Raw genomic sequence first — 25,684 nt, forward strand, 5'->3', positions numbered from 1 at the left:
GGTTCCAAAGGCTGTGGAACGAAGGGTCGGCTGGTTGACGCCAAGAGGGCGCGCATCCTACACCGGCAGTTCGCTGAGTCCTACAAGAGACAGGGAAATGCCGGATGTTGGGCAATCCAACCCGACTTAAGTTCTTTCGTTTCAGCGTGTAAGACAAATCTTTGTTACGTGCAGGTTTAATTAAAGCAGGCGCGCTCGCCGTTCATAGCGCAAAGATGCTCTTGGCCGCCGACGGCCCTATAATGCGCGCCGGTTTTTAGGGTAATGGTCATGAGTACAGAAGATCCGCGGTTTGCAGGCATCGCCCGTTTGTATGGCATCGAGGGGCTCGAGCGCCTGCGTGCAGCCCACGTGGCGATTGTCGGCGTTGGCGGCGTCGGTTCCTGGGCGGCGGAAGCGATGGCCCGTTGCGGGGTGGGCGAGATTTCGCTGTTCGACCTCGACGACGTCTGCGTCAGCAACGCCAACCGCCAGTTGCACGCGCTGGACAGCACCGTCGGCAAGCCCAAGGTCGAGGTGATGGCCGAGCGTCTGCGCGGGATCAATCCGGACTGCAAGGTGCACGCCGTGGCGGACTTCGTTACCCGCGACACCATGGCCGAATACATCACGCCGAACATCGATTGCGTCATCGACTGCATCGACGCCGTTAACGCGAAAGCCGCGCTGATCGCCTGGTGCAAACGGCGCAAGATCCAGATCATCACCACCGGCGGCGCCGGCGGGCAGATCGATCCGACGCTGATTCAGGTCTGCGATCTCAACCGCACCTTCAACGATCCGCTGGCCTCGAAAGTGCGCTCGACCCTGCGCCGTGACTACGGCTTCTCGCGTACCGTGACCCGTCACTACAGCGTGCCGTGCGTGTTCTCCACCGAACAGCTGCGCTATCCGAAACCGGACGGCAGCATTTGCCTGCAGAAGAGTTTTGTCGGCGATGGCGTGAAGCTGGACTGCGCTGGTGGATTTGGTGCGGTGATGATGGTGACGGCGACGTTCGGCATGGTCGCGGCGACGAAGGCCGTGGACAAGATTGTGGCGGGTGTTCGGCGCCCGGCGGATCGGGTCAAGCCTCAGGTTTGACCTGTGCGGCTGATGGCCTCATCGCTGGCAAGCCAGCTCCCACAGTTGATGTTCAGTGAACACACGTTCTATGCAGCACCAACTTCCAATGTGGGAGCTGGCTTGCCAGCGATGGCGGTTAGCCGGCCAGCTCATTCATCCGCTTGAGCACGGCATTCAGGCCATTGCTGCGCGATGGCGACAGCTGTCGCGACAACCCCAGTTGATTGAACCAGTCCGGCAGATCCAGCTGCTGCAATTCTTCAGCATTCAAGCCGTTGACCCGCAACAGCAACAACGCCACCAACCCGCGAATCATCCGCGCATCGCTGCTCGCCGCGAACTGCCAGTGGCCGTCGCACAATTCACCGACCAGCCACACCTGACTTTCACAGCCGTGTACCCGATTGGCCTCGCACTTGTCTGCATCGCTCAACGGCGGCAGGCGATCACCGAACTGCATCAACAGCCGCGCCCGTTGTTCCCAACCGGCAGCGTTCTGAAACGTTTGCAGCGCTTCGGCGGCTTCGACCGGCAGGCTCATCGCAACAACTCCAGCGCATGATCCAGCGCTTCAAAAAAATGCTCCAGGTCCTCGGAATCGTTGTACAGCGCCAGCGACACACGAATCGCCCCGGCCAGCTCAAAACGCTTGAGCAGCGGCATCGCGCAATGATGCCCGGCGCGTACGGCGATGCCTTGTTCGGTCAGCAGATGCGCAAGATCGGCGTTGTGCACGCCTTCGACGACAAAACTGGCCAGCGCCAGTTGCGGCTTGCCCAACAGACGAATGCCATTACGGGCGGCGAGGCCACGTAACAGGTAATCGTGCAGTGCTGCTTCGTGGGCGGACACCGCGTCCTGATCCAGACCGGCGAGATAGTCTAGGGTCGCGCCAAGGCCGATCACGCTGGCAATCGGCGGCGTTCCGGCCTCGAAGCCCAGTGGGGCAGGGCGGAAACGCGCGTCGTGATAATTGGCTTCCAGCACCATCTCGCCACCGAACTGCCACGGGCGCAGTTGCTCGAGCGCTTCGTTGCGCCCGAACAGCACGCCGAGGCCATCGGGGCCGTACAGCTTGTGGCTGGAAAACACGTAAAAGTCGCAACCCAGCGCCTGCACGTCATGCCGGCCATGGACCACGCCTTGGGCGCCATCGACCACGGTCAGCGCGTTGTGCGCCTTGGCCATCGCCAACAATGCCGGCAGCGGTTGCCAGGCACCGAGCACGTTGGACAACTGACTGACTGCCAGCAGGCGAGTACGCGGGCCGATCAGGTGAACGGCGGCGGCGAGGTCGATCACGCCGTCATCGTCCAGCGGCAGGATCACCAGTTTCAGGTCGCGACGTTGTGACAGTTGCTGCCACGGCAGCAGGTTGGCGTGATGCTCCAAGGCGCTGATGACAATTTCATCGCCCGGATGGAAAAGATGTTCCAGGCCATAAGCCAGGAGATTCAGCGCACTGGTGGCGCCGTGGGTGAAGATGATCTGCCCGCTGTCACCGGCATTCAGCCACTGGGCAACCTTCAGGCGGCTGTCCTCGAACGCCTGCGTAGCGTGGGCGCCGGGCAGATGCTGGGCGCGATGCACATTGGCTGCGCCATTGGCGTAGTAATGCGCCAGCGCGTCGAGCAGGGCCTGGGGTTTTTGCGTGGTGGCGGCGTTGTCCAGGTAAGTCTGGTCTTGCCGTTGCAGGGCGGCGATAGCCGGGAAATCGGCGCGCCAGGGGGAGGGAATCATCATCTGTTCAGCCCTGTGAACTTGGGCGGGTGTACACCGAACCTTGTGGAAGCGGGCTTGCTCGCGAATGCGTCGTGTCAGTCGAAATCAAGGGTGGCTGACACACCGTCTTCGCGAGCAAGCCCGCTCCCACAGGAGGTCACAGCGGCGCTTAGTTGTGAGCGTGCAGCGCTTCGTTCAGTTCGATCGCCGATTTGTGGGTCTTGCATTCCACAGCGCCGGTTTCCGAATTACGACGGAACAGCAGGTCGGTCTGACCGGCCAGTTCACGGGCCTTGACCACTTTGACCAGGTTGTTGTGCTCGTCCAGCAGTGCGACCTTGGTGCCGGCGGTCACGTACAGGCCCGACTCGACGGTGTTGCGGTCGCCCAATGGGATGCCGATACCGGCGTTGGCGCCGATCAGGCAGCCTTCGCCGACCTTGATCACGATGTTGCCGCCGCCCGACAGGGTGCCCATGGTCGAGCAGCCGCCGCCCAGGTCCGAACCCTTGCCGACGAATACGCCAGCGGAGACGCGGCCTTCGATCATGCCCGGGCCTTCGGTGCCGGCGTTGAAGTTGATGAAACCTTCGTGCATCACGGTGGTGCCTTCACCCACGTAGGCACCCAGACGCAGACGTGCAGCGTCAGCGATACGCACGCCGGCCGGTACCACGTAGTCGGTCATTTTCGGGAACTTGTCCACCGAGAACACTTCCAGCAGCTCGCCGCGCAGACGGGCTTCGAGTTGCAACTCGGCCAGTTCGCTCAGGTCGATGGCGCCCTGGCTGGTCCAGGCCACGTTTGGCAGCAGCGGGAAGATCCCGGCCAGGCTCACGCCGTGCGGCTTGACCAGACGATGGGACAGCAGGTGCAGCTTCAGGTAAGCCTCAGGGGTCGAGGTCAGCTGAGCGTCTTCGGCCAGCAGGGTGGCGACCAGCGGCTTGTGGCTTTCAGCCAGACGGGTCAGCAGCTTGCCTTGTACCGCGTCGATGCCTTTCACGGCTTCAGCCAGTTGGGCGGCTTGTGCGGTGGTGAAAGTGATGGCCTGGTTGCCTTCGGTGTAGCCGAGGATCGGTGCAACAGCGGCGACCAGTTCGGCCGAAGGATTCAACAGCGGCTGGGCGTAGAACACTTCCAGCCAAGCGCCTTGACGGTTCTGGGTGCCGACACCGAAGGCAATACTGAACAGGGAGTTGGACATGTGAATACCTCTACAAAAAGTGACGGGCTGCTTACTTGAGCGCAGCCGCGTAGATATCTGGCTTGAAGCCAATCAGGGTTCGGTCACCGAGATCGAGCACCGGGCGCTTGATCATCGAGGGTTGAGCGAGCATCAGTTCGATGGCTTTCGACTGGTCGAGATCGGCTTTGCGTTCGTCGTCGAGTTTGCGAAAGGTCGTGCCTGCGCGGTTCAACACCGTTTGCCAGCCATGCTCGTCGCACCATTGGGTCAGGTGCTCACGGTCGATGCCGGCGGTCTTGTAATCGTGGAAGTCATAGCTGACAGCGTGTTCATCGAGCCAGGTGCGCGCCTTTTTCATGGTGTCGCAGGCTTTGATGCCGAAAAGGTGCAACGTTTTGCTTGAAACGGTCAAGGAATTGCCCCCTTTACAGGTGCTGGAAAAAAATGGTGTCGGATTATGCCATGACCAGACGGTTTCGCGGCGCCGAGGTTGCTTTTGCTATGGGCCCTGCGACATAGGTGCAACGGTCAGCCACAGCCTAAGCGGCTAATATGGCAGTTCAACGCTGTCGATTGTCCGGGATTTCCGCTTTATGCAAACCGCTTATACCGTCCTGATCCTGCTGATGCTGGTCAGTGTCTCGCGTCTGGTGGGACGGGTGATTCCGCTGCCATTGCCATTGGTACAGATCGCCGCCGGCGCCCTGCTGGCCTGGCCGACCCTCGGCCTGCACGTGGCCCTTGATCCCGAACTGTTCCTGTTTCTGTTCCTGCCGCCGCTGCTGTTTTCCGATGGCTGGCGCATGCCCAAGCGTGAACTGTGGCGCCTGCGCGGGCCGGTGCTGACGCTGGCGGTAGGGTTGGTGCTGTTTACCGTGGTCGGGGCCGGTTACTTCATTCACTGGTTGCTGCCGACGATTCCCTTGCCGGTGGCCTTCGCGCTGGCGGCGGTGCTGTCGCCGACCGACGCCGTGGCGGTCTCGGCGATTTCGCAGAACCGCTTGCCCACGCCGCTGATGCACATGTTGCAGGGCGAGGCGTTGATGAACGATGCCTCGGGTCTGGTGACGTTCAAATTCGCGCTGGTAGCGGCGGTAACCGGTGCATTTTCCCTGGCCAATGCCAGCCTGACCTTCGTGCTGGTGGCGGTCGGCGGGCTGGCGGTCGGTGTGGCGCTGAGCTGGCTGGTCGGCCGGTTGCGCGCCTGGATGATCGCCCGGGGCTGGGACGATCCGGCGACTCACGTGGTGTTCATGTTGCTGCTGCCATTCGCTGCTTACGTGCTGGCCGAACGGCTTGGCGCGTCGGGCATTCTTTCGGCGGTGGCGGCGGGGATGATGCAGAGCTGGCTCGATCTGCTGCCGCGCCAGACCAGCACCCGATTGCTCAATCGCAGTGTCTGGTCGCTGCTGGAGTTCGCCTTCAACGGTCTGATCTTTCTGCTGCTCGGCCTGCAATTGCCGGACATCGTTAAAGCGGTGGTCAGCCACGAGACGTCGCTATGGCCGACCCTGTTCTATCGCTGCCTCGATGTGGTGGCGATCTTTCTGGCGCTGGTGCTGCTGCGCTTTATCTGGGTGCAGAGCATCTGGCGTTTGTCGGTGCTGTTGCGCCGTCTGCGCGGCAAGGGTGATCTGACGCAAGTGCCGACCGCCCGTTCCTGCTGGCTGCTGACCGTCGGTGGCGTGCGCGGAGCGGTGACCCTGGCGGGCGTGATGTCGGTGCCGATGCTGATGGGGGGAGAGACGTTTCCCGAGCGCGACCTGATGATCTTCATCGCCGACGGGGTGATCCTGTTGTCGCTGGTGGTGGCGTGTATCGCGCTGCCGTTGCTGTTGCGCGGCATCGAAAAGAGCCCGGATGACAAGCGTCGTCAGGAAGTGCGTGACGCCTGGCGCAAGACCGCGGAAGCAGCGATTCATGCGCTGGAAACCGAAGAGGTCAACCCGCAAGATGCCGCGCAAGCCGCACTGGCGGCCGAGCTCAAGGCGCGAATCATGTCCGAGTATCGCCATCAACTGGAGGTCTTCAACGACTCGGCCGAAGCTCAGGCGCTGGCGTTCCAGATGGATCTGCTGGAGCGCCGTCTGCGACTCAAGGCGCTGCGTGCGCAACGCCTTGAGTTGTACAGCCTCAGCCGGCAGCACCAGATTGGTGATGACGTGCTGAGGGAAGTTTTGGGCGAGCTGGACTTGAGTGAGGCCAACCTGGGGCAGGTCAAATAATTACGGTAATTCGTGCCCGCACCGGTTACGCCGTTTGCGCATCAGCGTAAGGATAGATCTTTGCCATGAACGCCTTGTCCTTTTCACTGAGCACCATATTCAGATCAATCTTGAAGTCGCCGTGAGTCCAGCTCTGACGCACGGCGTAATGCATGATCGATTTCGGATCGTACGGTGAATAATCGAAGTCGCTGGCATCTAGAAGGTTGAAGTAACGCTCATCGACAGATTGGCGTGCGTAACTGTCTTCATCGGCGTCTTCGTCTACGTCGTGTGCGTCGTAAACCGCAGGCTTGTTCCAGGGAATGTTCGACTCCGGGTGCAGGTGCTCATGTTCGGCACCCAGTGCATGCCCGAACTCATGCATCACATTGGCGGCGAAAAATGCGGGAAATCGCAGATCCGGCGACAGCCTCATGGTGGGTTCCGGCTCTTCAAACAGTAGTGCGTTGTTACCGATGACCGACCAGTAAACGCCGGGGTCGCATTGAATACGAATATCCCCCGACTCTCCTTCGACAAAATCGAACTTCAGATTGATGTGAGGTAACCAGTTGCTCGCTGCCGCTTTAACAGCATCCTTGAACGCCTGATCGCCACTCAGGAAGGCGATGCGCAACGTCTGGCCCGGCGTCCAGAAGTGGGCTGGTTTGCCGGCCGCGCGTTTTTTACGGCTTGATTCGATAGGTGTTTGATTCATGTTCAATTGTCCTTGCTTGTAGGAATAACTAAAGGGCTTCGGAATACGATGTATTCGGGTAGTGAAGAAGTTAGTGAGGTTTGCGAGTGTGTGAAAGTTGTTTGATGTAAGGCGGTGTGTTTCAGTTGAAATTCGCCAGGCGTTGCGCCTGGCGAGCTTTGCGTTTGAAGTGTCCGGTTTATTTTGGATAAAGCAGCTTCATCAACTGTTTGTCTTTTTTGCTGATCTTGCGGTTTGTCGGAACTTCCCAGTTGCCGATTGTCAGGTCGTTCGATACCGGGTGATGCATGATCGAGCGCCTGTCGTAGGCGATATAAAGCGCATCCTGGGTATCAAAGGACGCGAACAGGTTGTAGTCGACCTGTTCGCGGGTCAGCGGATTCATTTCCCGATTCTGATAAAACGCGTACACCTTGGGTTTGTCCCATGGAATATTGGCTTGCGGGTGCTGATGTTCATGCATGGCGCCCAGTGCATGGCCGAACTCGTGCATTACGATGACCTCGAAGTCGGCGTGGTCCGGCGCGACACCCAGGTTCATTGTCGGATGGTCGGGATGAATCAGAAGTGCATCGGTGCCCAGCATCGAACTGTTGTCATTGTTTTTAGTGGCGATGCGTATGTCGCCTTGCCGGTCATCGACGAATTCAAACGTGAGGTTGATGTACGGCAACCACTGGCTGGCAGCGTTGATGATCCTGGTCTTGTGATCGGTATCGGGCTCATCCATGAAGGCGATTTTCAGTGTGCGGCCGTTGGCCCAAAGCTTTGAGTAATTGAGGATAGAGCGCTTGCGGCGAGTGCCGGTAGCGGTTCCGGCGTGGCTGTTGGCCGGACGCTCATTCACCGCTACGGTGTAAGCCGCTTGATCGTCGGGCCACTGGATGAGCTGGCAGTCTGTGAGTTCGTCCATTGTTTGCTTCTTCCATGAAGTTCAAGGGGAGGTTTTCAAGCGCCGCAGGTTGCGCTGTTCAAAATTGACGTCTGAGCGATTGCAACGGGTGGTGCATGGTTAGGGTGTCTGTAAGCAGATATAAAAAGCCGGTGATCTGATTCTGAAAGAAGTGGAGCAATTGACTTTTCGGATTTTCAGCGCGGCTGGGGTGTGACTTTTGTAGGTAAGTGGTCTCACTGTTTTGGATATATTCTGCGCATCAGTCGACGATCGTTTTGGCTGATGGTTGTATTTTTTGCGATCGAAAAATCTCCCAGTGTCATGTCGGTGTGAACTGCATAATGCATGATTGATTTTGGGTCGTATGGATTGGTTTTTGTGGTTGTTGTATCCAGTGTTCTAAAGAAGTTATGGTCAACTTGTTCTTTTGGCCAGTTATGTCTGGTCAAGTAGTAGTGGTACATGAATGGTTTGTTCCATGGAATATTGGATTCGGGATGCTGGTGTTCGTGTTCCATCCCGAGAGCATGGCCGAACTCATGCAAAACGGCGCTTTCGAATCCGGGATGCGTCAGATCGGTGCCGATATTCATCGTATTCTCGCCGGGGCCGCGCAGCGTGGCGTCGGTGCCAATGGCTGAATAGTCCGAAGTTGCTTCCATGGTAATTCTGATATCACCTTCAGTATCGCTCACGAACTCCAGTGTCAGGTTGACGGAGGGTTGCCATTGCTTGATGGCTGCTATTGCAGCTTGGCGGTGTGCTTCGGAGGGCGGGTTGAGAAAAGCGATTTTAAGCGTCCTGTGGCTGGCCCAGAATTTACTATGTGTGGCGACAGCGCGCTTTGTTCTGCCTCCGCTGGAAGAAGTGATTGCATTGGCAGGGTTTTCAATAATGGCTGCATCGTAAGATGCTTGTTCATCAAAGTTATTTATGGTTTTACAGGGCGGCTGGTAAGGCATTGTTATTCTCCGTGTCAGAACTCATGTAATTAATGAGGGTTGAAGGTTCTGTTCGGAGGTTAGTTTGAAGTTTTAGAGGCGTAAAGTTGGTATTTGTCAGTTGCTGTTGCTCTAGAGGAAAGTCTGCACTGTATTGCACAGTGCAGACATGGCTCGCTTTATTTTTTACGAGTTATAAAGCTGCGGATACGCTCGGCCGCTTCCACACATTCCGCCAGCGGTGCAACCAGCGCCATGCGCACGCGCCCGGCGCCCGGATTGACACCATCGACGTCCCGCGACAGGTACGAACCCGGCACCACGGTCACGTGCTCTTCGGCAAACAGATCCCGGCAGAACGCAGCATCATCGCCTTGCACATTCGGCCACAGGTAGAAGCTGCCATCGGGGCGCTGCACATCCATCACCGGGCTGAGGATCGCCAGCACAGCGTCGAACTTCTCGCGATACAACGCACGGTTGGCGCGTACATGCACTTCGTCATTCCACGCGGCGACGCTGGCCAGTTGGGTCTGAACCGGCATCGCGCAACCGTGGTAGGTGCGATACAGCAGGAAGCCCTTGAGGATGTCGGCATCGCCGGCGACGAAACCGGAGCGCAGGCCCGGCAGGTTAGAGCGCTTGGACAGGCTGTGGAACACCACGCAACGCTTGAAGTCCTTGCGGCCCAGTTCGACGCAAGCGCTGAGCAGGCCCGGCGGCGGGGTCTGTTCGTCGAAGTACAGCTCGCTGTAGCACTCATCGGCGGCGATCACGAAGTCGTATTCGTCGGCCAGGGCGATCAGCTTTTTCAGCACGTCGACCGGAATCAGCGCACCGGTCGGGTTGCCCGGCGAGCACAGGAACAGGATCTGGCAGCGTTTCCAGATGTCCGGCGATACGGCGTCGAAATCCGGGTTGAAGCCGTTCTCGTCCAGGCACGGCAGGTAATGCGGCTTGGCACCGGCGAGGAACGCCGCACCTTCGTAGATCTGGTAGAACGGGTTCGGGCTGACGACCAAGGCGTCATCGCCACGGTTGACCACGGTCTGGGTGAAGGCGAACAGCGCTTCACGGGTGCCGTTGACCGGCAGCACGTTGCGCGCCGGGTCGATCCAGCCGCTCGGCACGCTGAAGCGACGCTCGCACCAGGCGGCAATGGCTTCGCGTAGAGCCGGAATGCCGAGGGTGGTCGGGTACACCGCCAGCTGATCCAGATTGTTCGCCAGCGCCTCGGCGACAAAGCTTGGCGAGCGATGCTTCGGTTCGCCAATGGACAGCGCGATCGGTCGCTTGTCCGGGTTTGGCGTGACGCTGCCGAGCAGGGCGCGGAGCTTTTCGAACGGGTAGGGCTGAAGCTGGGACAGAGCGTTGTTCATCGGTGCGGGATCTCGTGCAAAGCGGTTGAATCCGGGCGCGCAATCAAATGCTGATGCGCGACAGTTTGATATCGGGTTCCTGATTGACGCTCAGCTGTTCGACGATGGCATCCTGCAAGCGGCTGCACAGCAGCGGGTCGGACAGCGGTTGATTGTGGGCGTCGGTGATGAAGAACACGTCTTCCACGCGCTCGCCCAGGGTGGCGATCTTGGCGTTCTGCAGCGACAGATCGAACTCGAGGAAAATCCCGCCGACCCGTGCCAGCAGGCCTGGGCGATCCGGAGCGGTGAGTTCCAGCACCGTCACTGGGCGCTGGGCATCGTTGTGGATCGTCACCTGCGGGGCGAACGCGAAATGCTTGAGCTGGCGCGGCACCCGGCGCTGGATGATCGTCGGGTAGTCGGCCGGGTTGCGCAGGGCTTCGGTCAGGCCGTCGCGAATCTGTTTGACCCGCACCGGATTGTCGCCGATCGAGTCGCCATCGGTATCGAGCACGATGTAGGTGTCGAGGGTGAACTGGCTGCTGGACGTGATGACCCGGGCGTCGTGAATGTTCAGGTTGAGCTGGTCCATCGCGGCCACGGTCACGGCGAAGAAGTCGTGCTGGTCCGGCGCATAGATGAAGATCTGCGTGCCGCCCTCGAACTCGCGCTGGGTGGTTTCCTTGATCAGCACCAGCGGACCGCCGTCGGCCGGTTGCTGGAGGATGGCGTCGGTGTGCCAGGCCACGTCGCCCGCGGTGTGGCGCAGGAAGTAGTCGTCGCCCAGTTGCGCCCACAATTGCTCGACGTCATCCGGATCGGTGCCGCCGCGCACCAGAATGTCCAGCGCTGCGCTTTGGGTCTGGCGGATCTGCTCTTCGCGATCCACCGGGTTTTCCAGGCCACGGCGCAGGGCACGCTTGGTTTCGGTGTAGAGCTGGCGCAACAGGCTGGCACGCCACGAGTTCCACAGGGTCGGGTTGGTCGCGTTGATGTCGGCCACGGTCAACACGTACAGGTAGTCGAGACGGGTTTCGTCACCGACCGCCAGCGCGAAGTCATGGATTACCTGCGGGTCGGACAGGTCCTTGCGCTGGGCGGTGGTCGACATCACCAGGTGGTTCTGCACCAGCCAGACGATCAGGCGACTGTCCCACACCGGCAGTTGGTGGCGCTGGCAGAACGCCTCGGCATCGACCGCGCCGATCTCCGAGTGGTCGCCATGCCGGCCCTTGCCGATGTCGTGATACAGGCCCGCCATATAAATGAGTTCAGGCTTGGGCAGTTTCGCCATGAGCTTGGCGGCCAGCGGGAATTTCTCCGACACCTGGGTGTACTGCAATTTGCGCAGGTGTTTGATCAGATTCAGCGTGTGCGCATCGACCGTATAGATGTGGAACAGGTCATGCTGCATCTGCCCGACGATGAAGCCGAACTCCGGCAGATAACGCCCGAGAATGCCGTAACGGTTCATCCGCCGCAGGTTGCGGTGGATGCCGATCTTGCACTTGAACAGCTCGATGAACAGGCTGGTGTTGCGGATGTCGTTGCGGAAGTTGTCGTCGATCAGGTGACGGTTTTCCCGCAGCAGGCGAATGGTGTCGGCGCGTACGCCTTTGATCTCCGGCTGCTGGGCCATCAGCACGAAGATCTCGAGCATGGCGAACGGCGTGCGGCGGAACACGTTGTCGTTGCGTGCCTCGATGTAGCCGTCGTGCAGCTGGAAACGCGAGTTGATCGGCTGCGGCGGCGCTTCGTCTTCCGGGGCGAGGATGACTTCCTCGAAGTGCTGGATGATCAGGTCGCTGAGTTGGGCAATGCTCATCACCACCCGGAAATACTGCTGCATGAAGTTTTCGACGGCCTGTTTGGCGTCGTCGCCTTCAAAACCCAGCAGCCCGGCAATGGTGCGCTGGTGATCGAACAGCAGGCGGTCTTCGGCGCGACCGGCGAGCATGTGCAACGCGTAACGCACTTTCCAGAGGAATTCCTGGGAGGAGGCCAGCAGCGCGTTTTCACTCTCGACCAGAAACCCTTCACCGGCCAGGGCGCGCAGGTTCAGGGTGCCGTACTGACGACGGGCCACCCACAGAATCGTCTGGATATCCCTTAGTCCGCCGGGCGAGCCTTTGACGTTGGGTTCCAGGTTGTATTCGGTGTCGTTGTACTTGTGGTGGCGGGCCTTCTGCTCGGCGCGTTTGGCCAGGAAGAAATCCTTGCTCGGCCACATATGTGCGGTGCTGGTGACATCGAGCATGCGCTGGCGCAGGCGCTCGGGGCCGCAGATGGTGCGGCTTTCCATCAGGTTGGTGACCACCGTCAGGTCGGCGCGGGCCTCTTCGGCGCATTCGTCGACCGAACGAACGCTCTGACCGACTTCCAGGCCAATGTCCCACAGCAGCGTCAGAAAACGCTCGATGGAATCGCGGAAGATTTCGTGGTCGGCGCTGTCCAGCAGGATCAGCAGGTCGATATCTGAGTACGGGTGCAGCTCACCGCGACCGTAGCCGCCGACCGCGACCAGCGCGATATCGGCGTCTTCGCTCCAGTCGAACTGGTCCCAGGCCTTTTGCAGGATGTTGTCGACGAACCACGCCCGGTCTTCGATCAACCGACGGATATCACGACCGGCCCGAAAACGTGCATCGAGCACTTCGCGGGCCTGGCGGATCGCCTTCTTGAACGCCGCGATGGGACTCGCTTTCAGGGCCAGTTCAGCCTGGAACTGGCCGCGGTCGAAGAGTTCGGGATCCACCTGCGGCATCGATTGGCTTTCCTTCTATAGGCTGGGAACGGTGTCTGGATCAGGCCGAGATGCGCGGGATGGTGTCGTCGCTGCGCAGGGTGAAGATCTCGTAGCCGGTGTCGGTGACAAGCAAAGTGTGTTCCCACTGTGCCGACAGCTTGCGATCCTTGGTGATCGCGGTCCAGCCGTCGCCCAGTACTTTGGTGTCGGCCTTGCCCTGGTTGATCATCGGTTCGATGGTGAAGGTCATGCCGGCCTTCAGTTCCATGCCGGTGCCGGCGCGGCCGTAGTGCAGGATCTGCGGTTCTTCGTGGAACACCTTGCCGATGCCGTGACCACAGAATTCACGCACCACCGAGAAGCCGTTCTTTTCCGCGTGCTTCTGGATGATTTCGCCGATGTCGCCGAGGCGGCAGCCGGGTTTTACGATCTCGATCGCCTTGTACATGCATTCCTGGGTGACCTGCGACAGGCGCTCGGCCCAGACCGGCACGGTGCCGACGTGGAACATGCGGCTGGTATCGCCGTGGTAACCGTCTTTAATAACGGTGACGTCAATGTTCAGGGTGTCGCCGTTTTTCAGCGGCTTGTCGTTCGGGATGCCGTGGCAGACCACATGGTTGATCGAGGTGCAGATCGACTTCGGGTAGCCCTTGTAGTTGAGCGGGGCAGGGATGGCCTGCTGCACGTTGACGATATAGTCGTGGCAGATCTGGTTCAGCTCATCGGTGGTCACGCCCGGCTTGACGTGCTCGGCAATCATTTCCAGCACATCGGCGGCCAGTTTTCCGGCGACACGCATGCCAGCGATGTCCTCGGGGGTTTTGAGGGTGACGGTCATACAGGCTCTCTCTGCGCTCGGCGGCGCTTGCTGATACGAACAGGGGCGCGGCTGTTGATATTGCGGCCCCGAAAAACGCGATTCTAACAGACCAAAGGCGCAAATCCGCGCCTGCGTGCATCGCTTCTCTCTATACAATGCGGTGCATTGTCCCGATTCCAAGGGGCTGGCGCGCATGTCCCTGACACGATTGCAGATTCCGGGTTCCGTTTGCGTCGTCCCTGTGGTATAAAATGCGCCGCTTTCCGGGGATAGCCCCGAGAGCATTAACCCACACACGTGTCGACACGATGGCCTGGGTGCCTTTGATCCTCGGATCAATGGTTGGTCATTGGGATACGTGGAGGCCCAACCCGACTTATCAAGGAACTATCATGTCCCAAGTCAACATGCGCGATATGCTGAAGGCCGGTGTGCACTTCGGTCACCAAACCCGTTACTGGAATCCGAAAATGGGTAAATACATTTTCGGCGCGCGTAACAAGATTCACATCATCAACCTTGAAAAAACCCTGCCAATGTTCAACGAAGCTCTGACTTTCGTAGAGCGTCTGGCCCAGGGCAAAAACAAGATTCTGTTCGTCGGCACCAAGCGTTCCGCTGGCAAGATCGTTGCTGAAGAAGCAGCACGTTGCGGTTCGCCGTACGTCGATCACCGCTGGTTGGGCGGCATGCTGACCAACTTCAAGACCATCCGTGCTTCCATCAAGCGTCTGCGTGACCTTGAAGTACAAGCCGAAGACGGTACTTTCGCCAAGCTGACCAAGAAAGAAGCGCTGATGCGCACTCGCGATCTTGAGAAGCTGGATCGCTCCCTGGGCGGCATCAAGGACATGGGCGGTCTGCCAGACGCACTGTTCGTGATCGACGTTGACCACGAGCGCATCGCGATCACCGAAGCCAACAAGCTGGGCATCCCGGTCATCGGCGTTGTCGATACCAACAGCAGCCCGGAAGGCGTTGACTACATCATCCCAGGCAACGATGACGCAATCCGCGCTATCCAGCTGTACATGGGTTCGATGGCTGACGCAGTCATCCGCGGTCGCAACAACGTTGCTGGCGGTACTGTAGAATTCGCAGCTGAAGAAACTCAGGCTGCAGCTGAGTAATTGACGCCCTGGCGTTGACTCAGTAAGCAAAAAGGGGGCTTGGCCCCCTTTTTGCCACCTCGAAAACCATTTGTCGGCAGCGCAGCTACAGCATCTGTAACGTGCAGCGGCTACAAGGTGGCTCGGGAAGAATTGAACGCCCGTTCGATCGGGTGGAATGGTTGAAAACCTATCCAAGAGGAATTTGAAAATGGCAGCAATTACTGCAGCGTTGGTCAAAGAACTGCGCGAGCGTACCGGCGAAGGCATGATGGACTGCAAGAAAGCCCTGGAAAAGGCTGGCGGCGACATCGAAAAAGCCATTGATGACATGCGTGCTTCGGGCGCGATCAAGGCTGCCAAGAAAGCCGGCAACGTTGCCGCTGAAGGCGCTATCGCCGTCAAGGCTGACGGCAAGTCCGCCGTTCTGCTGGAAGTGAACTCGCAGACCGACTTCCTGGCTCTGCAGGACGACTTCAAGAACTTCGTCAGCGAAAGCCTCGAAGAAGCCTTCGCTCAGAAGCTGACCGACGCGGCTCCGTTGATCGCTTCGCGTGAAGCTGCTCGTGAAGCCCTGGTTGCCAAGTGTGGCGAAAACGTCAACATCCGTCGTCTGGTGCGTGTTGAGGGTGACGTTGTAGGTGCTTACCTGCACGGCAACAAGATCGGTGCAGTGGTTGTTCTGAAAGGCGGCGACGTCGACCTGGCCAAGAACATCGCCATGCACGTTGCAGCTTCGAACCCGGAGTTCCTGGACGCGTCGGAAATCTCCGCCGAGGCCATCGAGCGCGAGAAGAACGTATTCCTGCAGTTGAATGCCGACAAGATCGCTGGCAAGCCGGAAAACATCGTTGAGAACATGATCAACGGTCGTATCACCAAGTTCAAAGCAGAAGCCTCGCTGAAAGAGCAGGCCTTTGTCATGAACCCGGAAGTCAAGGTCGGCGAGCTGGCCAAGAAAGCCGGTGCCGAAATCGTTTCCTTCACCTACTTCAAAGTAGGCGAAGGCATCGAGAAGCCAGTTGATGACTTCGCTGCCGAAGTTGCCGCTCAAGTGGCTGCCGCCAAGCAGTAAGACGGTTTTTCAACTGTCGCCCGAAAGAGGCTGCCCGCTCACGCGCGCAGCCTCTTTTCAGATAGGGTTACCAATTTTTAATTGGTTTCCCCTTGGAACTGACTTACAAAGCCATGTTCCGATGGCGCTGAAGCAGCGCCAAGCTAGAGTGAACGCCAGCTGTAAACAGCTCGCAAAGAATTTTTAAAATACGCCGCAGGAGAGATTCGCAATGGCTCAGCAGGGCAGTGGTTATCAGGCTCGCTATAAACGCATTCTACTCAAGCTTAGCGGCGAGGCCCTGATGGGCTCGGAAGAGTTCGGGATCGATCCGAAAGTGCTGGATCGCATGGCGCTGGAAGTCGGCCAGCTGGTCGGTATCGGCGTTCAGGTCGGTCTGGTGATTGGCGGTGGCAACCTGTTCCGCGGTGAAGCGCTGAGCAAGGCCGGCATGGATCGGGTCACGGGTGACCACATGGGCATGCTGGCCACTGTGATGAACGCCCTGGCCATGCGCGATGCGCTGGAACGTGCCAATATCTCGGCCATCGTGATGTCGGCCATTTCCATGGTCGGTGTGACCGATCACTATGACCGTCGCAAGGCCATGCGCCACCTGAACTCCAAGGACGTGGTGATCTTCGCGGCCGGTACCGGCAATCCGTTCTTTACCACGGATTCGGCAGCCTGCCTGCGAGCCATTGAAATCGACGCAGACGTCGTGCTCAAGGCGACCAAGGTCGATGGCGTCTACACCGCTGACCCGTTCAAAGACCCGCATGCCGAGAAGTTCGATCATCTGACATACGATGAAGTGCTGGATCGCAAGCTGGGTGTAATGGATCTGACGGCTATCTGCCTGTGCCGCGATCACAAGATGCCGCTGCGCGTATTTAACATGAACAAGCCGGGCGCCCTGCTGAACATCGTGCATGGTGGCGCTGAAGGCACTCTGATCGAGGAAGTCCAACAATGATCAACGAAATCAAGAAAGACGCTCAAGAGCGCATGAAAAAGTCGATCGAGTCGCTGAGCCATGCATTCGGCCAGATTCGTACCGGTAAGGCTCACCCGAGTATTCTGGGTAGCGTGATGGTTCCTTACTACGGCGCTGATACCCCTTTGAGCGGTGTTGCCAACGTCACGGTGAAAGACTCCCGTACCCTGCAGGTCGTGCCTTTCGAGCGCAACATGCTCACGGCAGTCGACAAGGCAATCATGAATGCCGGCCTGAACCTGAACCCGACCAACCTGGGTGAGCTGCTGCTGGTTTCCATGCCGGCGCTGACTGAAGAAACCCGCAAGGGCTTCACCAAGCAGGCCCGTGCTGCCGCTGAAGATGCTCGTGTCGCGGTACGCAACATTCGTCGCGATGCGCTCGGCGATCTGAAGAAGCTGGTCAAGGACAAGGAAATCAGCGAAGACGAAGAGCGCCGTGCAGCGGCTGATATCCAGAAACTGACCGACAAGGCTGAAGCGGATATCGACGCGGCTACCAAGGAAAAAGAAGCGGATCTGATGGCCGTTTAAGGGTCGAGTTTTTAATGGACAAGACCAAGCAGACTGCGCCGTCCGCGGTGCCGCGCCATGTCGCGATCATCATGGATGGCAATAATCGCTGGGCAAAAAAACGCTTTATGCCGGGTGTCGCCGGGCATAAAGCGGGCGTGGACGCTGTGCGGGCGGTGATCGAGGTGTGTGCCGAGGCCAAGGTCGAGGTTCTCACCCTGTTCGCCTTTTCCAGTGAAAACTGGCAGCGCCCGGCCGATGAGGTCAGCGCCTTGATGGATCTGTTCTTCAAGGCGCTGCGTCGTGAGGCCAAGCGCCTGAACGACAACAACATCAGTCTGCGCATTATCGGTGACCGCACGCGATTCCATCCGGAGCTTCAGGCCGCCATGCGTGAAGCCGAAGCGATGACCGCCGGCGCCAATCGTTTCATCCTGCAGATCGCCGCCAACTACGGCGGTCAGTGGGATATTGCGCAAGCGGCGCAGCGTCTGGCACGTGAGGTTCAGGCCGGTCATCTGCGGCCGGAAGACATCACGCCGGATCTGCTGCAGACCTGTCTGGTCACCGGTGATCTGCCGTTGCCCGACTTGTGCATCCGCACCGGTGGCGAGCACCGCATCAGCAACTTCCTCCTGTGGCAACTGGCTTACGCCGAGTTGTACTTCTCCGACCTGTTCTGGCCGGACTTCAAACACGAAGCCATGCGCAATGCGCTGGCCGATTTCGCTTCGCGCCAGCGTCGTTTCGGTAAAACGAGCGAGCAGGTCGAAGCTGGAGCCCGGGTTTAATGCTTAAACAACGCATCATTACTGCACTGATTCTGCTGCCGATTGCCCTGGGCGGGTTTTTCCTGCTCGAAGGTTCCGGTTTTGCCCTGTTCATCGGTCTGGTCGTGAGCCTGGGCGCCTGGGAATGGGCGCGTCTGGCCGGCTTCACCGCGCAGGCATTTCGTGTCGGCTACGCGGCGGTGGTCGCGCTGATGCTGTTCGTCATGTACATCCTGCCGGGGCTGGCGCCGTGGGTGCTGGGCGCCTCGGTGATCTGGTGGGCGTTGGCGACCTGGCTGGTGCTGACTTATCCGCGTTCCAGCGAGCATTGGTCCAGCGCCGCCGCCAAGCTGGTGATCGGTCTGCTGATTCTGTTGCCCGCCTGGCAAGGGCTGGTGCAGATCAAGCAATACCCGCTCGGCAACTGGTTGATCATGGCGGTGATGGTGCTGGTCTGGGGCGCTGACATCGGGGCGTATTTCTCCGGTCGTGCGTTCGGCAAGCGCAAGCTGGCGCCGCAAGTCAGTCCCGGCAAAAGCTGGGAAGGCGTGTATGGCGGTCTGGCGCTGAGCCTGGTCATCACCACGCTGGTCGCTCTGTTCCGTGACTGGACGGTAGCGCAACTGTTCAAGGGTTTGATCGGTGCTGCGGTGATCGTCTTCATCTCGGTGGTGGGCGACCTGACCGAAAGCATGTTCAAGCGCCAGTCCGGCATCAAGGACAGCAGTAATCTGCTGCCTGGTCACGGTGGCGTACTGGATCGCATCGATAGCCTGACGGCGGCGATCCCGGTGTTCGCGGTGCTGCTGTGGATGGCGGCGTCGTGAGTCGCCCGCAGCAGATTACCGTCCTGGGCGCGACCGGTTCGATTGGTCTGAGCACCCTGGATGTCATCGCCCGGCATCCGGAGCGTTATCAGGCTTTCGCCCTGAGCGGTTTTACCCGTCTGAGCGAACTGTTTGCCCTGTGTGTTCGCCATCTCCCGAAATATGCAGTGGTGCCGGAAGCCGGCGCTGCTCGCAACCTGCAGGACGATTTGCGTGCGGCAGGCCTTTCGACGCAGGTGCTGGTCGGTGAGGAAGGCTTGTGTCAGGTCGCTGCTGCGCCCGAGGTGGATGCTGTCATGGCCGCCATCGTCGGCGCCGCCGGTCTGCGTCCGACCCTCGCGGCTGTCGAGGCGGGCAAAAAGATTCTTCTGGCCAACAAGGAAGCGCTGGTCATGTCCGGCGCCTTGTTCATGCAGGCGGTGCGCAAGAGCGGTTCGGTCCTGTTGCCGATCGATAGCGAGCACAACGCGATTTTCCAGTGCATGCCGCAGGACTTTGCTCGCGGGCTGAGTAATGTGGGAGTCCGTCGGATTTTGCTGACAGCTTCTGGTGGCCCTTTCCGGCAGACGCCGATGGCCGAGCTGGCGCATGTTTCACCCGATCAGGCGTGTGCGCACCCGAACTGGTCGATGGGTCGCAAGATCTCTGTGGATTCAGCCAGCATGATGAACAAGGGGCTCGAGCTGATCGAGGCTTGCTGGTTGTTCGATGCCAAGCCTTCGCAAGTCGAGGTGGTGATTCATCCGCAGAGCGTGATTCATTCGCTGGTCGATTATGTCGACGGCTCTGTGCTGGCGCAGTTGGGCAATCCCGACATGCGCACCCCGATTGCCAACGCCCTGGCCTGGCCTGAGCGGATTGACTCGGGCGTGGCGCCGCTGGATCTTTTCGCTGTTGCACGCCTGGATTTCGAAGCCCCCGACGAAGAGCGCTTTCCGTGCCTGCGTCTGGCGCGGCAGGCTGCCGAGGCGGGAAACAGTGCCCCGGCCATGCTCAATGCGGCAAATGAAGTGGCAGTTGCCGCGTTTCTCGACGGACGGGTTCGCTACCTGGAAATCGCGAGTATCATCGAGGAAGTCTTGAATCTCGAGCCTGTGGTGGCGTTGAACGATCTCGATGCGGTGTTTACCGCGGACGCGACTGCCCGGGCATTGGCCGGGCAGTGGTTGAATCGTCACGGCCGATAGGTCTTGCAACACATGGCTTCACGCGGCACTGGACAGGATTGCGGAGAAAGTAGATGAGCGCGCTCTATATGATTGCCGGCACCCTGATCGCTCTGGGTGTGCTGGTCACCTTTCACGAATTCGGCCATTTCTGGGTCGCGCGTCGCTGTGGTGTCAAGGTTCTGCGTTTCTCCGTGGGCTTCGGCATGCCGCTGCTGCGCTGGCATGACAAGCAGGGCACCGAGTTCGTGGTTGCAGCTATTCCACTGGGTGGCTACGTCAAGATGCTCGATGAGCGCGAAGGCGAAGTGCCGGCCGATCAGCTTCATCAGTCATTCAATCGCAAGTCTGTTCGTCAGCGCATCGCCATCGTCGCGGCCGGTCCTGTGGCCAACTTCCTGCTCGCGCTGGTGTTCTTCTGGGTGCTGGCCATGCTCGGAAGCGAGCAGATTCGCCCGGTCATCGGTTCGGTGGAGCCCGGCAGCATCGCCGCAACGGCCGGACTGAACGCCGGTCAGGAAATCGTCGCGATCGACGGTGAGCCGACCTCGGGTTGGGCTGCGGTCAATCTGCAATTGGTGCGCCGACTGGGGGAGAGCGGTTCTCTGCAATTGCTGGTACGCGATCAGGGTTCCACGGTGGATTCGCCTCGTGTGCTGGCACTCGATAAATGGCTCAAGGGGGCTGACGAGCCGGATCCTATTCGCTCTCTCGGTATTCGCCCTTGGCGCCCGGCATTGCCGCCGGTGCTGGCCGAGCTCGATCCGAAAGGCCCGGCTCAGGCGGCTGGACTGAAAACCGGTGATCGTCTGCTGACGCTCGATGGCAAGGCGCTGGATGACTGGCAGCAGGTGGTCGACACCGTTCGTACGCGTCCAGATACCAAAATCGTGCTGCGCGTCGAGCGCGACAGTGTTCAAATCGACGTCCCTGTGACGCTGGCCGCACGTGGCGAGAAAAAGTCGCCAAGCGGCTACTTGGGGGCGGGCGTGAAGGCTGTCGACTGGCCGCCGGAGATGATCCGCGAGGTCAGTTACGGGCCTTTGGCAGCGATTGGCGAGGGTGCCCGTCGTACCTGGACCATGAGCGTCCTGACGCTGGATTCACTGAAGAAAATGCTCTTCGGCGAGCTCTCGGTAAAAAACTTGAGTGGACCGATAACCATTGCTAAAGTGGCGGGCGCTTCTGCCCAGTCGGGCGTCGCTGATTTCCTGAATTTCCTTGCTTATCTGAGTATTAGCCTGGGGGTTCTGAATTTGCTGCCCATTCCTGTACTGGATGGGGGGCATTTGTTGTTTTATCTGATCGAGTGGGCGCGTGGTCGTCCCTTGTCGGATCGGGTGCAAGGTTGGGGGATACAGATCGGTATCAGCTTGGTGGTCGGAGTGATGTTGCTTGCTCTGGTCAACGATCTGGGTCGACTGTAACGCTTCGCTGAATTGCGAATCTGCCGCATTTTGCGGCAGTTTGTTTATTGCCAGTTGGAATAAGAAAGGACTTCATGAAACGTCTGCTGCTAACTGCGGTTCTCACCGTATTGATGATCGCCGAAGTTCACGCCGAGTCCTTCACTATCTCTGATATTCGCGTCAATGGCCTCCAGCGGGTCTCCGCGGGTAGCGTCTTTGGTGCCTTGCCGTTGAACGTCGGCGAGCAGGCGGATGATCGTCGCCTGGTGGAATCCACTCGTGCGTTGTTCAAAACCGGTTTCTTTCAAGATATCCAGCTGGGCCGCGAAGGCAACGTTCTGGTGATCACTGTCGTCGAGCGTCCCTCGGTCGCCAGCATCGAGATCGAAGGCAACAAGGCGATCTCCACCGAAGACCTGATGAAGGGCCTCAAGCAATCCGGTCTGGCCGAAGGCGAGATCTTCCAGCGCGCGACCCTCGAAGGCGTGCGTAACGAGCTGCAACGTCAATACGTTGCGCAAGGTCGTTACTCGGCTACCGTCGATACCGAAGTGGTCTCGCAGCCGCGCAACCGTGTCGGCCTGAAAGTGAAGATCAACGAAGGCACCGTCGCCGCCATTCAGCACATCAACGTGGTAGGCAACACGGTCTTCCCCGAAGAAGACCTGACCGACCTGTTCGAACTGAAGACCACCAACTGGCTGTCGTTCTTCAAGAACGACGACAAGTACGCCCGTGAAAAACTGTCCGGTGACCTGGAGCGTCTGCGTTCCTACTACCTGGACCGCGGCTATATCAACATGGATATCGCTTCGACCCAGGTGTCCATCACCCCGGACAAGAAGCACGTCTACATCACCGTCAACGTTAACGAAGGCGAAAAGTACACCGTTCGTGACGTCAAACTCAGCGGTGACCTGAAAGTCCCTGAAGACCAGGTCAAGTCGCTGTTGCTGGTGCAGAAAGGCCAGGTGTTCTCGCGCAAGCTGATGACCACCACATCCGAACTGATCACCCGCCGTCTGGGTAACGAGGGTTACACCTTCGCCAACGTCAACGGTGTGCCACAGCCACACGACGAAGATCACACCGTCGATATCCTGTTTGCTGTCGATCCGGGCAAGCGTGCCTACGTAAACCGCATCAACTTCCGTGGCAACACCAAGTCCGAGGACGAGGTGCTGCGTCGTGAAATGCGTCAGATGGAAGGCGGCTGGGCTTCGACCTACCTGATCGACCAGTCCAAGACCCGTCTGGAGCGCTTGGGCTTCTTTAAGGAAGTCAACGTCGAGACCCCGGCCGTGCCAGGTGTCGATGACCAGGTTGACGTGAACTACAGCGTTGAAGAGCAGGCTTCCGGTTCGATCACCGCCAGTGTCGGTTTCGCCCAGAGCGCCGGTCTGATCCTTGGTGGTTCGATCACCCAGAACAACTTCCTCGGTACCGGTAACCGCGTCAGCGTCGGCCTGACCCGCAGCGAATACCAGAGCCGCTACAACTTCGGCTACGTTGACCCCTACTGGACCGCCGATGGTGTGAGCCTGGGTTACAACGCGTTCTACCGCACCACCGACTACAAAGACCTCGACGTCGACGTAGCGAGCTATGCGGTAGACAGCCTGGGCGCCGGCGTGAACGTTGGCTACCCGATCAGCGAGACTTCGCGTCTGACCTTTGGTCTGTCCGCTCAGCAGGACAAGATCAAGACCGGTCAGTACACCGTTGACGAGATTTTCGACTTCGTTAAGCGTGAAGGTGACAACTACCTGAACTTCAAGGCTTCGGCCGGCTGGTCCGAGTCGACCCTGAACAAAGGTGTTCTGCCAACCCGTGGTCGTTCCCAGAGCCTGACCCTGGAAACCACCATTCCGGGCAGTGACCTGTCGTTCTTCAAGCTCGATTACCGTGGCCAGTTGTTCCAGCCTTTGAGCGAGAACTACACCATGCGCCTGCACACCGAGCTGGGCTATGGCGACGGTTACGGTTCGACCGATGGCTTGCCGTTCTATGAAAACTACTATGCTGGTGGTTTCAACTCGGTTCGCGGCTTTAAAGACAGCACGCTGGGTCCTCGCAGTACCCCAAGTCGTGGTCAGGCTGTAACCGGTAACGCCGGTACGCTTGCCGACCCGGATCAGGATCCGCTGCCGTTCGGTGGCAACGTGTTGATCCAGGGTGGTGTCGAGGTGTTGTTCCCGCTGCCATTCGTCAAGGATCAGCGTTCCCTGCGTACTTCGGTATTCTGGGATGTGGGTAACGTATTTGACTCCAAGTGCGAGAAGACTACCAACGCGACTGTCGGTTCGACTTCTGCCACTCAGTGCAACGACATCAGCCTCAGCAACATGGCCAGCTCCGTCGGTGTCGGTGTGACCTGGGTCACCGCACTGGGCCCGCTGAGTTTTGCACTGGCGATGCCGATCAAGAAACCGGATGACGCTGAAACTCAAGTGTTCCAATTCTCCCTCGGCCAGACGTTCTAAGCGCCTGACCCAAGATAACGACAATGGATTTTGTAGGAGTGCATCGTGCGTAAGTTGACTCAATTGGTTCTCCTGGCCTCCGTACTGGTGGCAGGCCCGGCATTTGCCGACATGAAAATCGCCGTTCTGAACTATCAGATGGCTCTGCTGGAATCCGACGCGGCCAAGAAATACGCCGTGGATGCCGAGAAGAAATTCGGCCCGCAACTGACCAAGCTCAAGACCCTGGAAAGCAGCGCCAAGGGCATTCAGGATCGTCTGATGGCCGGTGGCGACAAAATGCAGCAAGGCGAGCGCGAGCGTCTGGAGCTTGAATTCAAGCAAAAGGCTCGTGACTTCCAGTTCCAGTCCAAGGAACTGAACGAAGCCAAGGCCGTTGCTGACCGCGAAATGCTCAAGCAACTGAAGCCGAAACTGGATAGCGCAGTGGAAGAAGTCATCAAGAAAGGTGGTTTTGACCTGGTGTTCGAGCGTGGCGCAGTCATTGATGTCAAACCTCAGTACGACATCACGCGCCAGGTTATCGAGCGCATGAATCAGCTGAAGTAACCCATGACCGTGACCATCAAGCTCGGCCAGTTGGCCGAGTTCCTCGGCGCCACCCTGAGTGGCGACCCCGAGAAGCAAATTACTGGGCTAGCCACCTTGCAGGAGGCTGGCCCAGCTCAGTTGAGCTTTCTGGCAAACCCCCAATACCGTAAATACCTGGCTAACTCGCAAGCCGCAGCCCTGTTGCTCAAGGCTGCCGACGCCGAAAGTTATGCCGGTGATGCGCTGGTGGTGCCGGACCCTTACCTGGCTTACGCACGCATTTCCCATCTGTTCGATCCGAAACCCAAGGCCGTTGCCGGAGTCCATCCGACTGCCGTGATTGCCGAGGATGCCGTGGTCGATCCGAGCGCCAGCATCGGTCCCTTTGTGGTGATCGAGTCCGGTGCGCGAATCGGCGCAGACGTGACGCTCGGCGCACATTGCGTCATCGGTGCGCGCAGCGAAATCGGCGAGGGCGGCTGGCTGGCCCCGCGCGTCACGCTGTATCACGATGTTCGGATCGGCAAACGCGTGGTGATCCAGTCCGGTGCCGTGCTCGGCGGTGAAGGCTTCGGCTTTGCCAATGAGAAGGGCATCTGGCAGAAGATCGCCCAGATCGGTGGCGTGACCATCGGCGACGATGTGGAGATCGGCGTGAATACCGCCATTGACCGCGGTGCGCTGGCCGATACCGTGATTGGCAACGGCGTGAAGCTCGACAACCAGATTCAGATCGCCCACAACGTGCAGGTCGGTGATCACACCGCCATGGCAGCGTGCGTGGGCATTTCCGGCAGCACCAAGATCGGCAAGCACTGCATGCTTGCCGGCGGCGTTGGCCTGGTAGGGCACATCGATATTTGCGACAACGTATTCCTGACCGGGATGACCATGGTGACCCACTCGATAACCGAGCCGGGTGCCTATTCTTCCGGTACAGCTATGCAACCTGCGGCCGAATGGCGCAAAAGCGCGGCCCGTATTCGTCAGCTCGATGACATCGCGCGACGTTTGAAACAGCTGGAAAAGCGGTCCGGGGAAGTGACCCCCGACGGTAATGCTTCATCTGAAGGCTGATACCATTTCCATATCAAGTGTGCACATCCTCTGGACTGCCTCCTTGATTTGCTAGAGGAGTGCGCGTCAGTCGCGCTCCCAATCT

The 25,684-nt window shown here is 59.1% G+C and carries 23 protein-coding genes; 13 read left to right on the top strand and 10 right to left on the bottom strand.

All coding sequences use genetic code 11. The annotated features are described in order from the left end of the window. The first annotated feature begins 264 nt into the window (after positions 1-264). Positions 265-1,083 (top strand): tRNA cyclic N6-threonylcarbamoyladenosine(37) synthase TcdA, encoded by an 819-nt coding sequence (tcdA, locus tag QR290_RS06855; protein WP_095138344.1) that lies wholly within the window; start codon positions 265-267, stop codon positions 1,081-1,083. A 118-nt stretch (positions 1,084-1,201) separates the two neighbouring features. Here tcdA and QR290_RS06860 read toward each other — a convergent pair whose 3' ends face one another. The 4 genes from QR290_RS06860 to QR290_RS06875 all read right to left on the bottom strand — a co-directional run bounded on the left by QR290_RS06860 (position 1,202) and on the right by QR290_RS06875 (position 4,385). Continuing rightward, positions 1,202-1,606: a SufE family protein gene (locus QR290_RS06860; RefSeq protein WP_289204591.1), complete on the bottom strand. Its 405-nt coding sequence runs from the start codon at positions 1,604-1,606 to the stop codon at positions 1,202-1,204. Beyond that, positions 1,603-2,808, bottom strand: a complete 1,206-nt coding sequence (locus tag QR290_RS06865) for an aminotransferase class V-fold PLP-dependent enzyme (RefSeq protein ID WP_289204592.1) — start codon at positions 2,806-2,808, stop codon at positions 1,603-1,605. The genes QR290_RS06860 and QR290_RS06865 overlap by 4 nt, the downstream gene beginning before the upstream one ends. 148 nt (positions 2,809-2,956) lie before the next feature. After that, complete coding sequence (gene dapD, locus QR290_RS06870) at positions 2,957-3,991, bottom strand: 2,3,4,5-tetrahydropyridine-2,6-dicarboxylate N-succinyltransferase (RefSeq protein WP_007954762.1); 1,035 nt, start codon at positions 3,989-3,991, stop codon at positions 2,957-2,959. 31 nt (positions 3,992-4,022) lie between these two features. Next, entirely contained in the window at positions 4,023-4,385 is a 363-nt protein-coding gene (locus tag QR290_RS06875) for an ArsC family reductase (protein ID WP_003222107.1), read from the bottom strand. 181 nt (positions 4,386-4,566) lie between these two features. On the opposite strand from QR290_RS06875, the gene QR290_RS06880 reads away from it, so the two are divergent. After that, complete coding sequence (locus QR290_RS06880) at positions 4,567-6,198, top strand: Na+/H+ antiporter (RefSeq protein ID WP_289204593.1); 1,632 nt, start codon at positions 4,567-4,569, stop codon at positions 6,196-6,198. Between the two features lie 25 nt (positions 6,199-6,223). On the opposite strand, the gene QR290_RS06885 is transcribed toward QR290_RS06880, so the two are convergent. The 6 genes from QR290_RS06885 to map form a co-directional block, all read right to left on the bottom strand. Next, positions 6,224-6,898, bottom strand: coding sequence for a hypothetical protein (locus QR290_RS06885; protein ID WP_289205273.1), 675 nt, complete (start codon positions 6,896-6,898; stop codon positions 6,224-6,226). A 178-nt stretch (positions 6,899-7,076) separates the two neighbouring features. Beyond that, positions 7,077-7,811, bottom strand: a complete 735-nt coding sequence (locus QR290_RS06890; protein ID WP_115076713.1) for a M12 family metallopeptidase — start codon at positions 7,809-7,811, stop codon at positions 7,077-7,079. A gap of 215 nt (positions 7,812-8,026) precedes the next feature. Continuing rightward, entirely contained in the window at positions 8,027-8,755 is a 729-nt protein-coding gene (locus QR290_RS06895; RefSeq protein ID WP_115076714.1) for a M12 family metallopeptidase, read from the bottom strand. A 158-nt stretch (positions 8,756-8,913) separates the two neighbouring features. Then, a complete protein-coding gene (dapC, locus tag QR290_RS06900) occupies positions 8,914-10,113 on the bottom strand; it encodes a succinyldiaminopimelate transaminase (protein ID WP_289204594.1) in 1,200 nt (399 codons plus the stop codon). 43 nt (positions 10,114-10,156) lie between these two features. After that, a complete protein-coding gene (locus QR290_RS06905; RefSeq protein WP_115076716.1) occupies positions 10,157-12,859 on the bottom strand; it encodes a [protein-PII] uridylyltransferase in 2,703 nt (900 codons plus the stop codon). 40 nt (positions 12,860-12,899) lie between these two features. After that, entirely contained in the window at positions 12,900-13,682 is a 783-nt protein-coding gene (map, locus tag QR290_RS06910) for a type I methionyl aminopeptidase (protein WP_039769663.1), read from the bottom strand. A 374-nt stretch (positions 13,683-14,056) separates the two neighbouring features. Between map and rpsB the strand changes: the two genes are divergently transcribed. The 11 genes from rpsB to lpxD all read left to right on the top strand — a co-directional run bounded on the left by rpsB (position 14,057) and on the right by lpxD (position 25,599). Beyond that, a complete protein-coding gene (gene rpsB / locus QR290_RS06915; RefSeq protein ID WP_008052780.1) occupies positions 14,057-14,794 on the top strand; it encodes a 30S ribosomal protein S2 in 738 nt (245 codons plus the stop codon). Positions 14,795-14,984: 190 nt separating this feature from the next. Then, entirely contained in the window at positions 14,985-15,848 is an 864-nt protein-coding gene (tsf, locus tag QR290_RS06920; protein ID WP_115076717.1) for a translation elongation factor Ts, read from the top strand. A gap of 211 nt (positions 15,849-16,059) precedes the next feature. Beyond that, entirely contained in the window at positions 16,060-16,803 is a 744-nt protein-coding gene (gene pyrH / locus QR290_RS06925) for a UMP kinase (protein ID WP_011332683.1), read from the top strand. After that, a complete protein-coding gene (gene frr / locus QR290_RS06930; RefSeq protein ID WP_085688727.1) occupies positions 16,800-17,357 on the top strand; it encodes a ribosome recycling factor in 558 nt (185 codons plus the stop codon). The genes pyrH and frr overlap by 4 nt, the downstream gene beginning before the upstream one ends. Before the next feature lie 14 nt (positions 17,358-17,371). Continuing rightward, entirely contained in the window at positions 17,372-18,127 is a 756-nt protein-coding gene (gene uppS, locus QR290_RS06935; protein ID WP_085697328.1) for a polyprenyl diphosphate synthase, read from the top strand. Next, complete coding sequence (locus tag QR290_RS06940) at positions 18,127-18,933, top strand: phosphatidate cytidylyltransferase (RefSeq protein ID WP_102686554.1); 807 nt, start codon at positions 18,127-18,129, stop codon at positions 18,931-18,933. The genes uppS and QR290_RS06940 overlap by 1 nt, the downstream gene beginning before the upstream one ends. After that, complete coding sequence (gene ispC / locus QR290_RS06945; protein WP_115076718.1) at positions 18,930-20,120, top strand: 1-deoxy-D-xylulose-5-phosphate reductoisomerase; 1,191 nt, start codon at positions 18,930-18,932, stop codon at positions 20,118-20,120. The genes QR290_RS06940 and ispC overlap by 4 nt, the downstream gene beginning before the upstream one ends. 53 nt (positions 20,121-20,173) lie before the next feature. After that, positions 20,174-21,526: a sigma E protease regulator RseP gene (gene rseP, locus QR290_RS06950; RefSeq protein ID WP_115076719.1), complete on the top strand. Its 1,353-nt coding sequence runs from the start codon at positions 20,174-20,176 to the stop codon at positions 21,524-21,526. 74 nt (positions 21,527-21,600) lie between these two features. Next, positions 21,601-23,991: an outer membrane protein assembly factor BamA gene (bamA, locus tag QR290_RS06955; protein WP_115076720.1), complete on the top strand. Its 2,391-nt coding sequence runs from the start codon at positions 21,601-21,603 to the stop codon at positions 23,989-23,991. 45 nt (positions 23,992-24,036) lie between these two features. Next, positions 24,037-24,540, top strand: a complete 504-nt coding sequence (locus QR290_RS06960) for an OmpH family outer membrane protein (protein ID WP_003222140.1) — start codon at positions 24,037-24,039, stop codon at positions 24,538-24,540. A gap of 3 nt (positions 24,541-24,543) precedes the next feature. Next, positions 24,544-25,599: a UDP-3-O-(3-hydroxymyristoyl)glucosamine N-acyltransferase gene (gene lpxD, locus QR290_RS06965; RefSeq protein WP_115076721.1), complete on the top strand. Its 1,056-nt coding sequence runs from the start codon at positions 24,544-24,546 to the stop codon at positions 25,597-25,599. The last annotated feature ends 85 nt before the right edge of the window (positions 25,600-25,684 follow it).

The sequence above is a fragment of the Pseudomonas fluorescens genome, assembly GCF_030344995.1.
GTDB classification, from domain to species: domain Bacteria; phylum Pseudomonadota; class Gammaproteobacteria; order Pseudomonadales; family Pseudomonadaceae; genus Aquipseudomonas; species Aquipseudomonas fluorescens_BF.

What these genes read in the sequence shown, in the direction of transcription:
- tcdA (WP_095138344.1), top strand. Translation starts at nt 265, where the DNA reads ATGGTCATGAGTACAGAAGATCCGCGGTTTGCAGGCATCGCCCGTTTG.
- QR290_RS06860 (WP_289204591.1), bottom strand. Translation starts at nt 1,606, where the DNA reads ATGAGCCTGCCGGTCGAAGCCGCCGAAGCGCTGCAAACGTTTCAGAAC.
- QR290_RS06865 (WP_289204592.1), bottom strand. Translation starts at nt 2,808, where the DNA reads ATGATGATTCCCTCCCCCTGGCGCGCCGATTTCCCGGCTATCGCCGCC.
- dapD (WP_007954762.1), bottom strand. Translation starts at nt 3,991, where the DNA reads ATGTCCAACTCCCTGTTCAGTATTGCCTTCGGTGTCGGCACCCAGAAC.
- QR290_RS06880 (WP_289204593.1), top strand. Translation starts at nt 4,567, where the DNA reads ATGCAAACCGCTTATACCGTCCTGATCCTGCTGATGCTGGTCAGTGTC.
- QR290_RS06885 (WP_289205273.1), bottom strand. Translation starts at nt 6,898, where the DNA reads ATGAATCAAACACCTATCGAATCAAGCCGTAAAAAACGCGCGGCCGGC.
- QR290_RS06890 (WP_115076713.1), bottom strand. Translation starts at nt 7,811, where the DNA reads ATGGACGAACTCACAGACTGCCAGCTCATCCAGTGGCCCGACGATCAA.
- QR290_RS06895 (WP_115076714.1), bottom strand. Translation starts at nt 8,755, where the DNA reads ATGCCTTACCAGCCGCCCTGTAAAACCATAAATAACTTTGATGAACAA.
- dapC (WP_289204594.1), bottom strand. Translation starts at nt 10,113, where the DNA reads ATGAACAACGCTCTGTCCCAGCTTCAGCCCTACCCGTTCGAAAAGCTC.
- QR290_RS06905 (WP_115076716.1), bottom strand. Translation starts at nt 12,859, where the DNA reads ATGCCGCAGGTGGATCCCGAACTCTTCGACCGCGGCCAGTTCCAGGCT.
- map (WP_039769663.1), bottom strand. Translation starts at nt 13,682, where the DNA reads ATGACCGTCACCCTCAAAACCCCCGAGGACATCGCTGGCATGCGTGTC.
- rpsB (WP_008052780.1), top strand. Translation starts at nt 14,057, where the DNA reads ATGTCCCAAGTCAACATGCGCGATATGCTGAAGGCCGGTGTGCACTTC.
- tsf (WP_115076717.1), top strand. Translation starts at nt 14,985, where the DNA reads ATGGCAGCAATTACTGCAGCGTTGGTCAAAGAACTGCGCGAGCGTACC.
- pyrH (WP_011332683.1), top strand. Translation starts at nt 16,060, where the DNA reads ATGGCTCAGCAGGGCAGTGGTTATCAGGCTCGCTATAAACGCATTCTA.
- frr (WP_085688727.1), top strand. Translation starts at nt 16,800, where the DNA reads ATGATCAACGAAATCAAGAAAGACGCTCAAGAGCGCATGAAAAAGTCG.
- uppS (WP_085697328.1), top strand. Translation starts at nt 17,372, where the DNA reads ATGGACAAGACCAAGCAGACTGCGCCGTCCGCGGTGCCGCGCCATGTC.
- QR290_RS06940 (WP_102686554.1), top strand. Translation starts at nt 18,127, where the DNA reads ATGCTTAAACAACGCATCATTACTGCACTGATTCTGCTGCCGATTGCC.
- rseP (WP_115076719.1), top strand. Translation starts at nt 20,174, where the DNA reads ATGAGCGCGCTCTATATGATTGCCGGCACCCTGATCGCTCTGGGTGTG.
- bamA (WP_115076720.1), top strand. Translation starts at nt 21,601, where the DNA reads ATGAAACGTCTGCTGCTAACTGCGGTTCTCACCGTATTGATGATCGCC.
- lpxD (WP_115076721.1), top strand. Translation starts at nt 24,544, where the DNA reads ATGACCGTGACCATCAAGCTCGGCCAGTTGGCCGAGTTCCTCGGCGCC.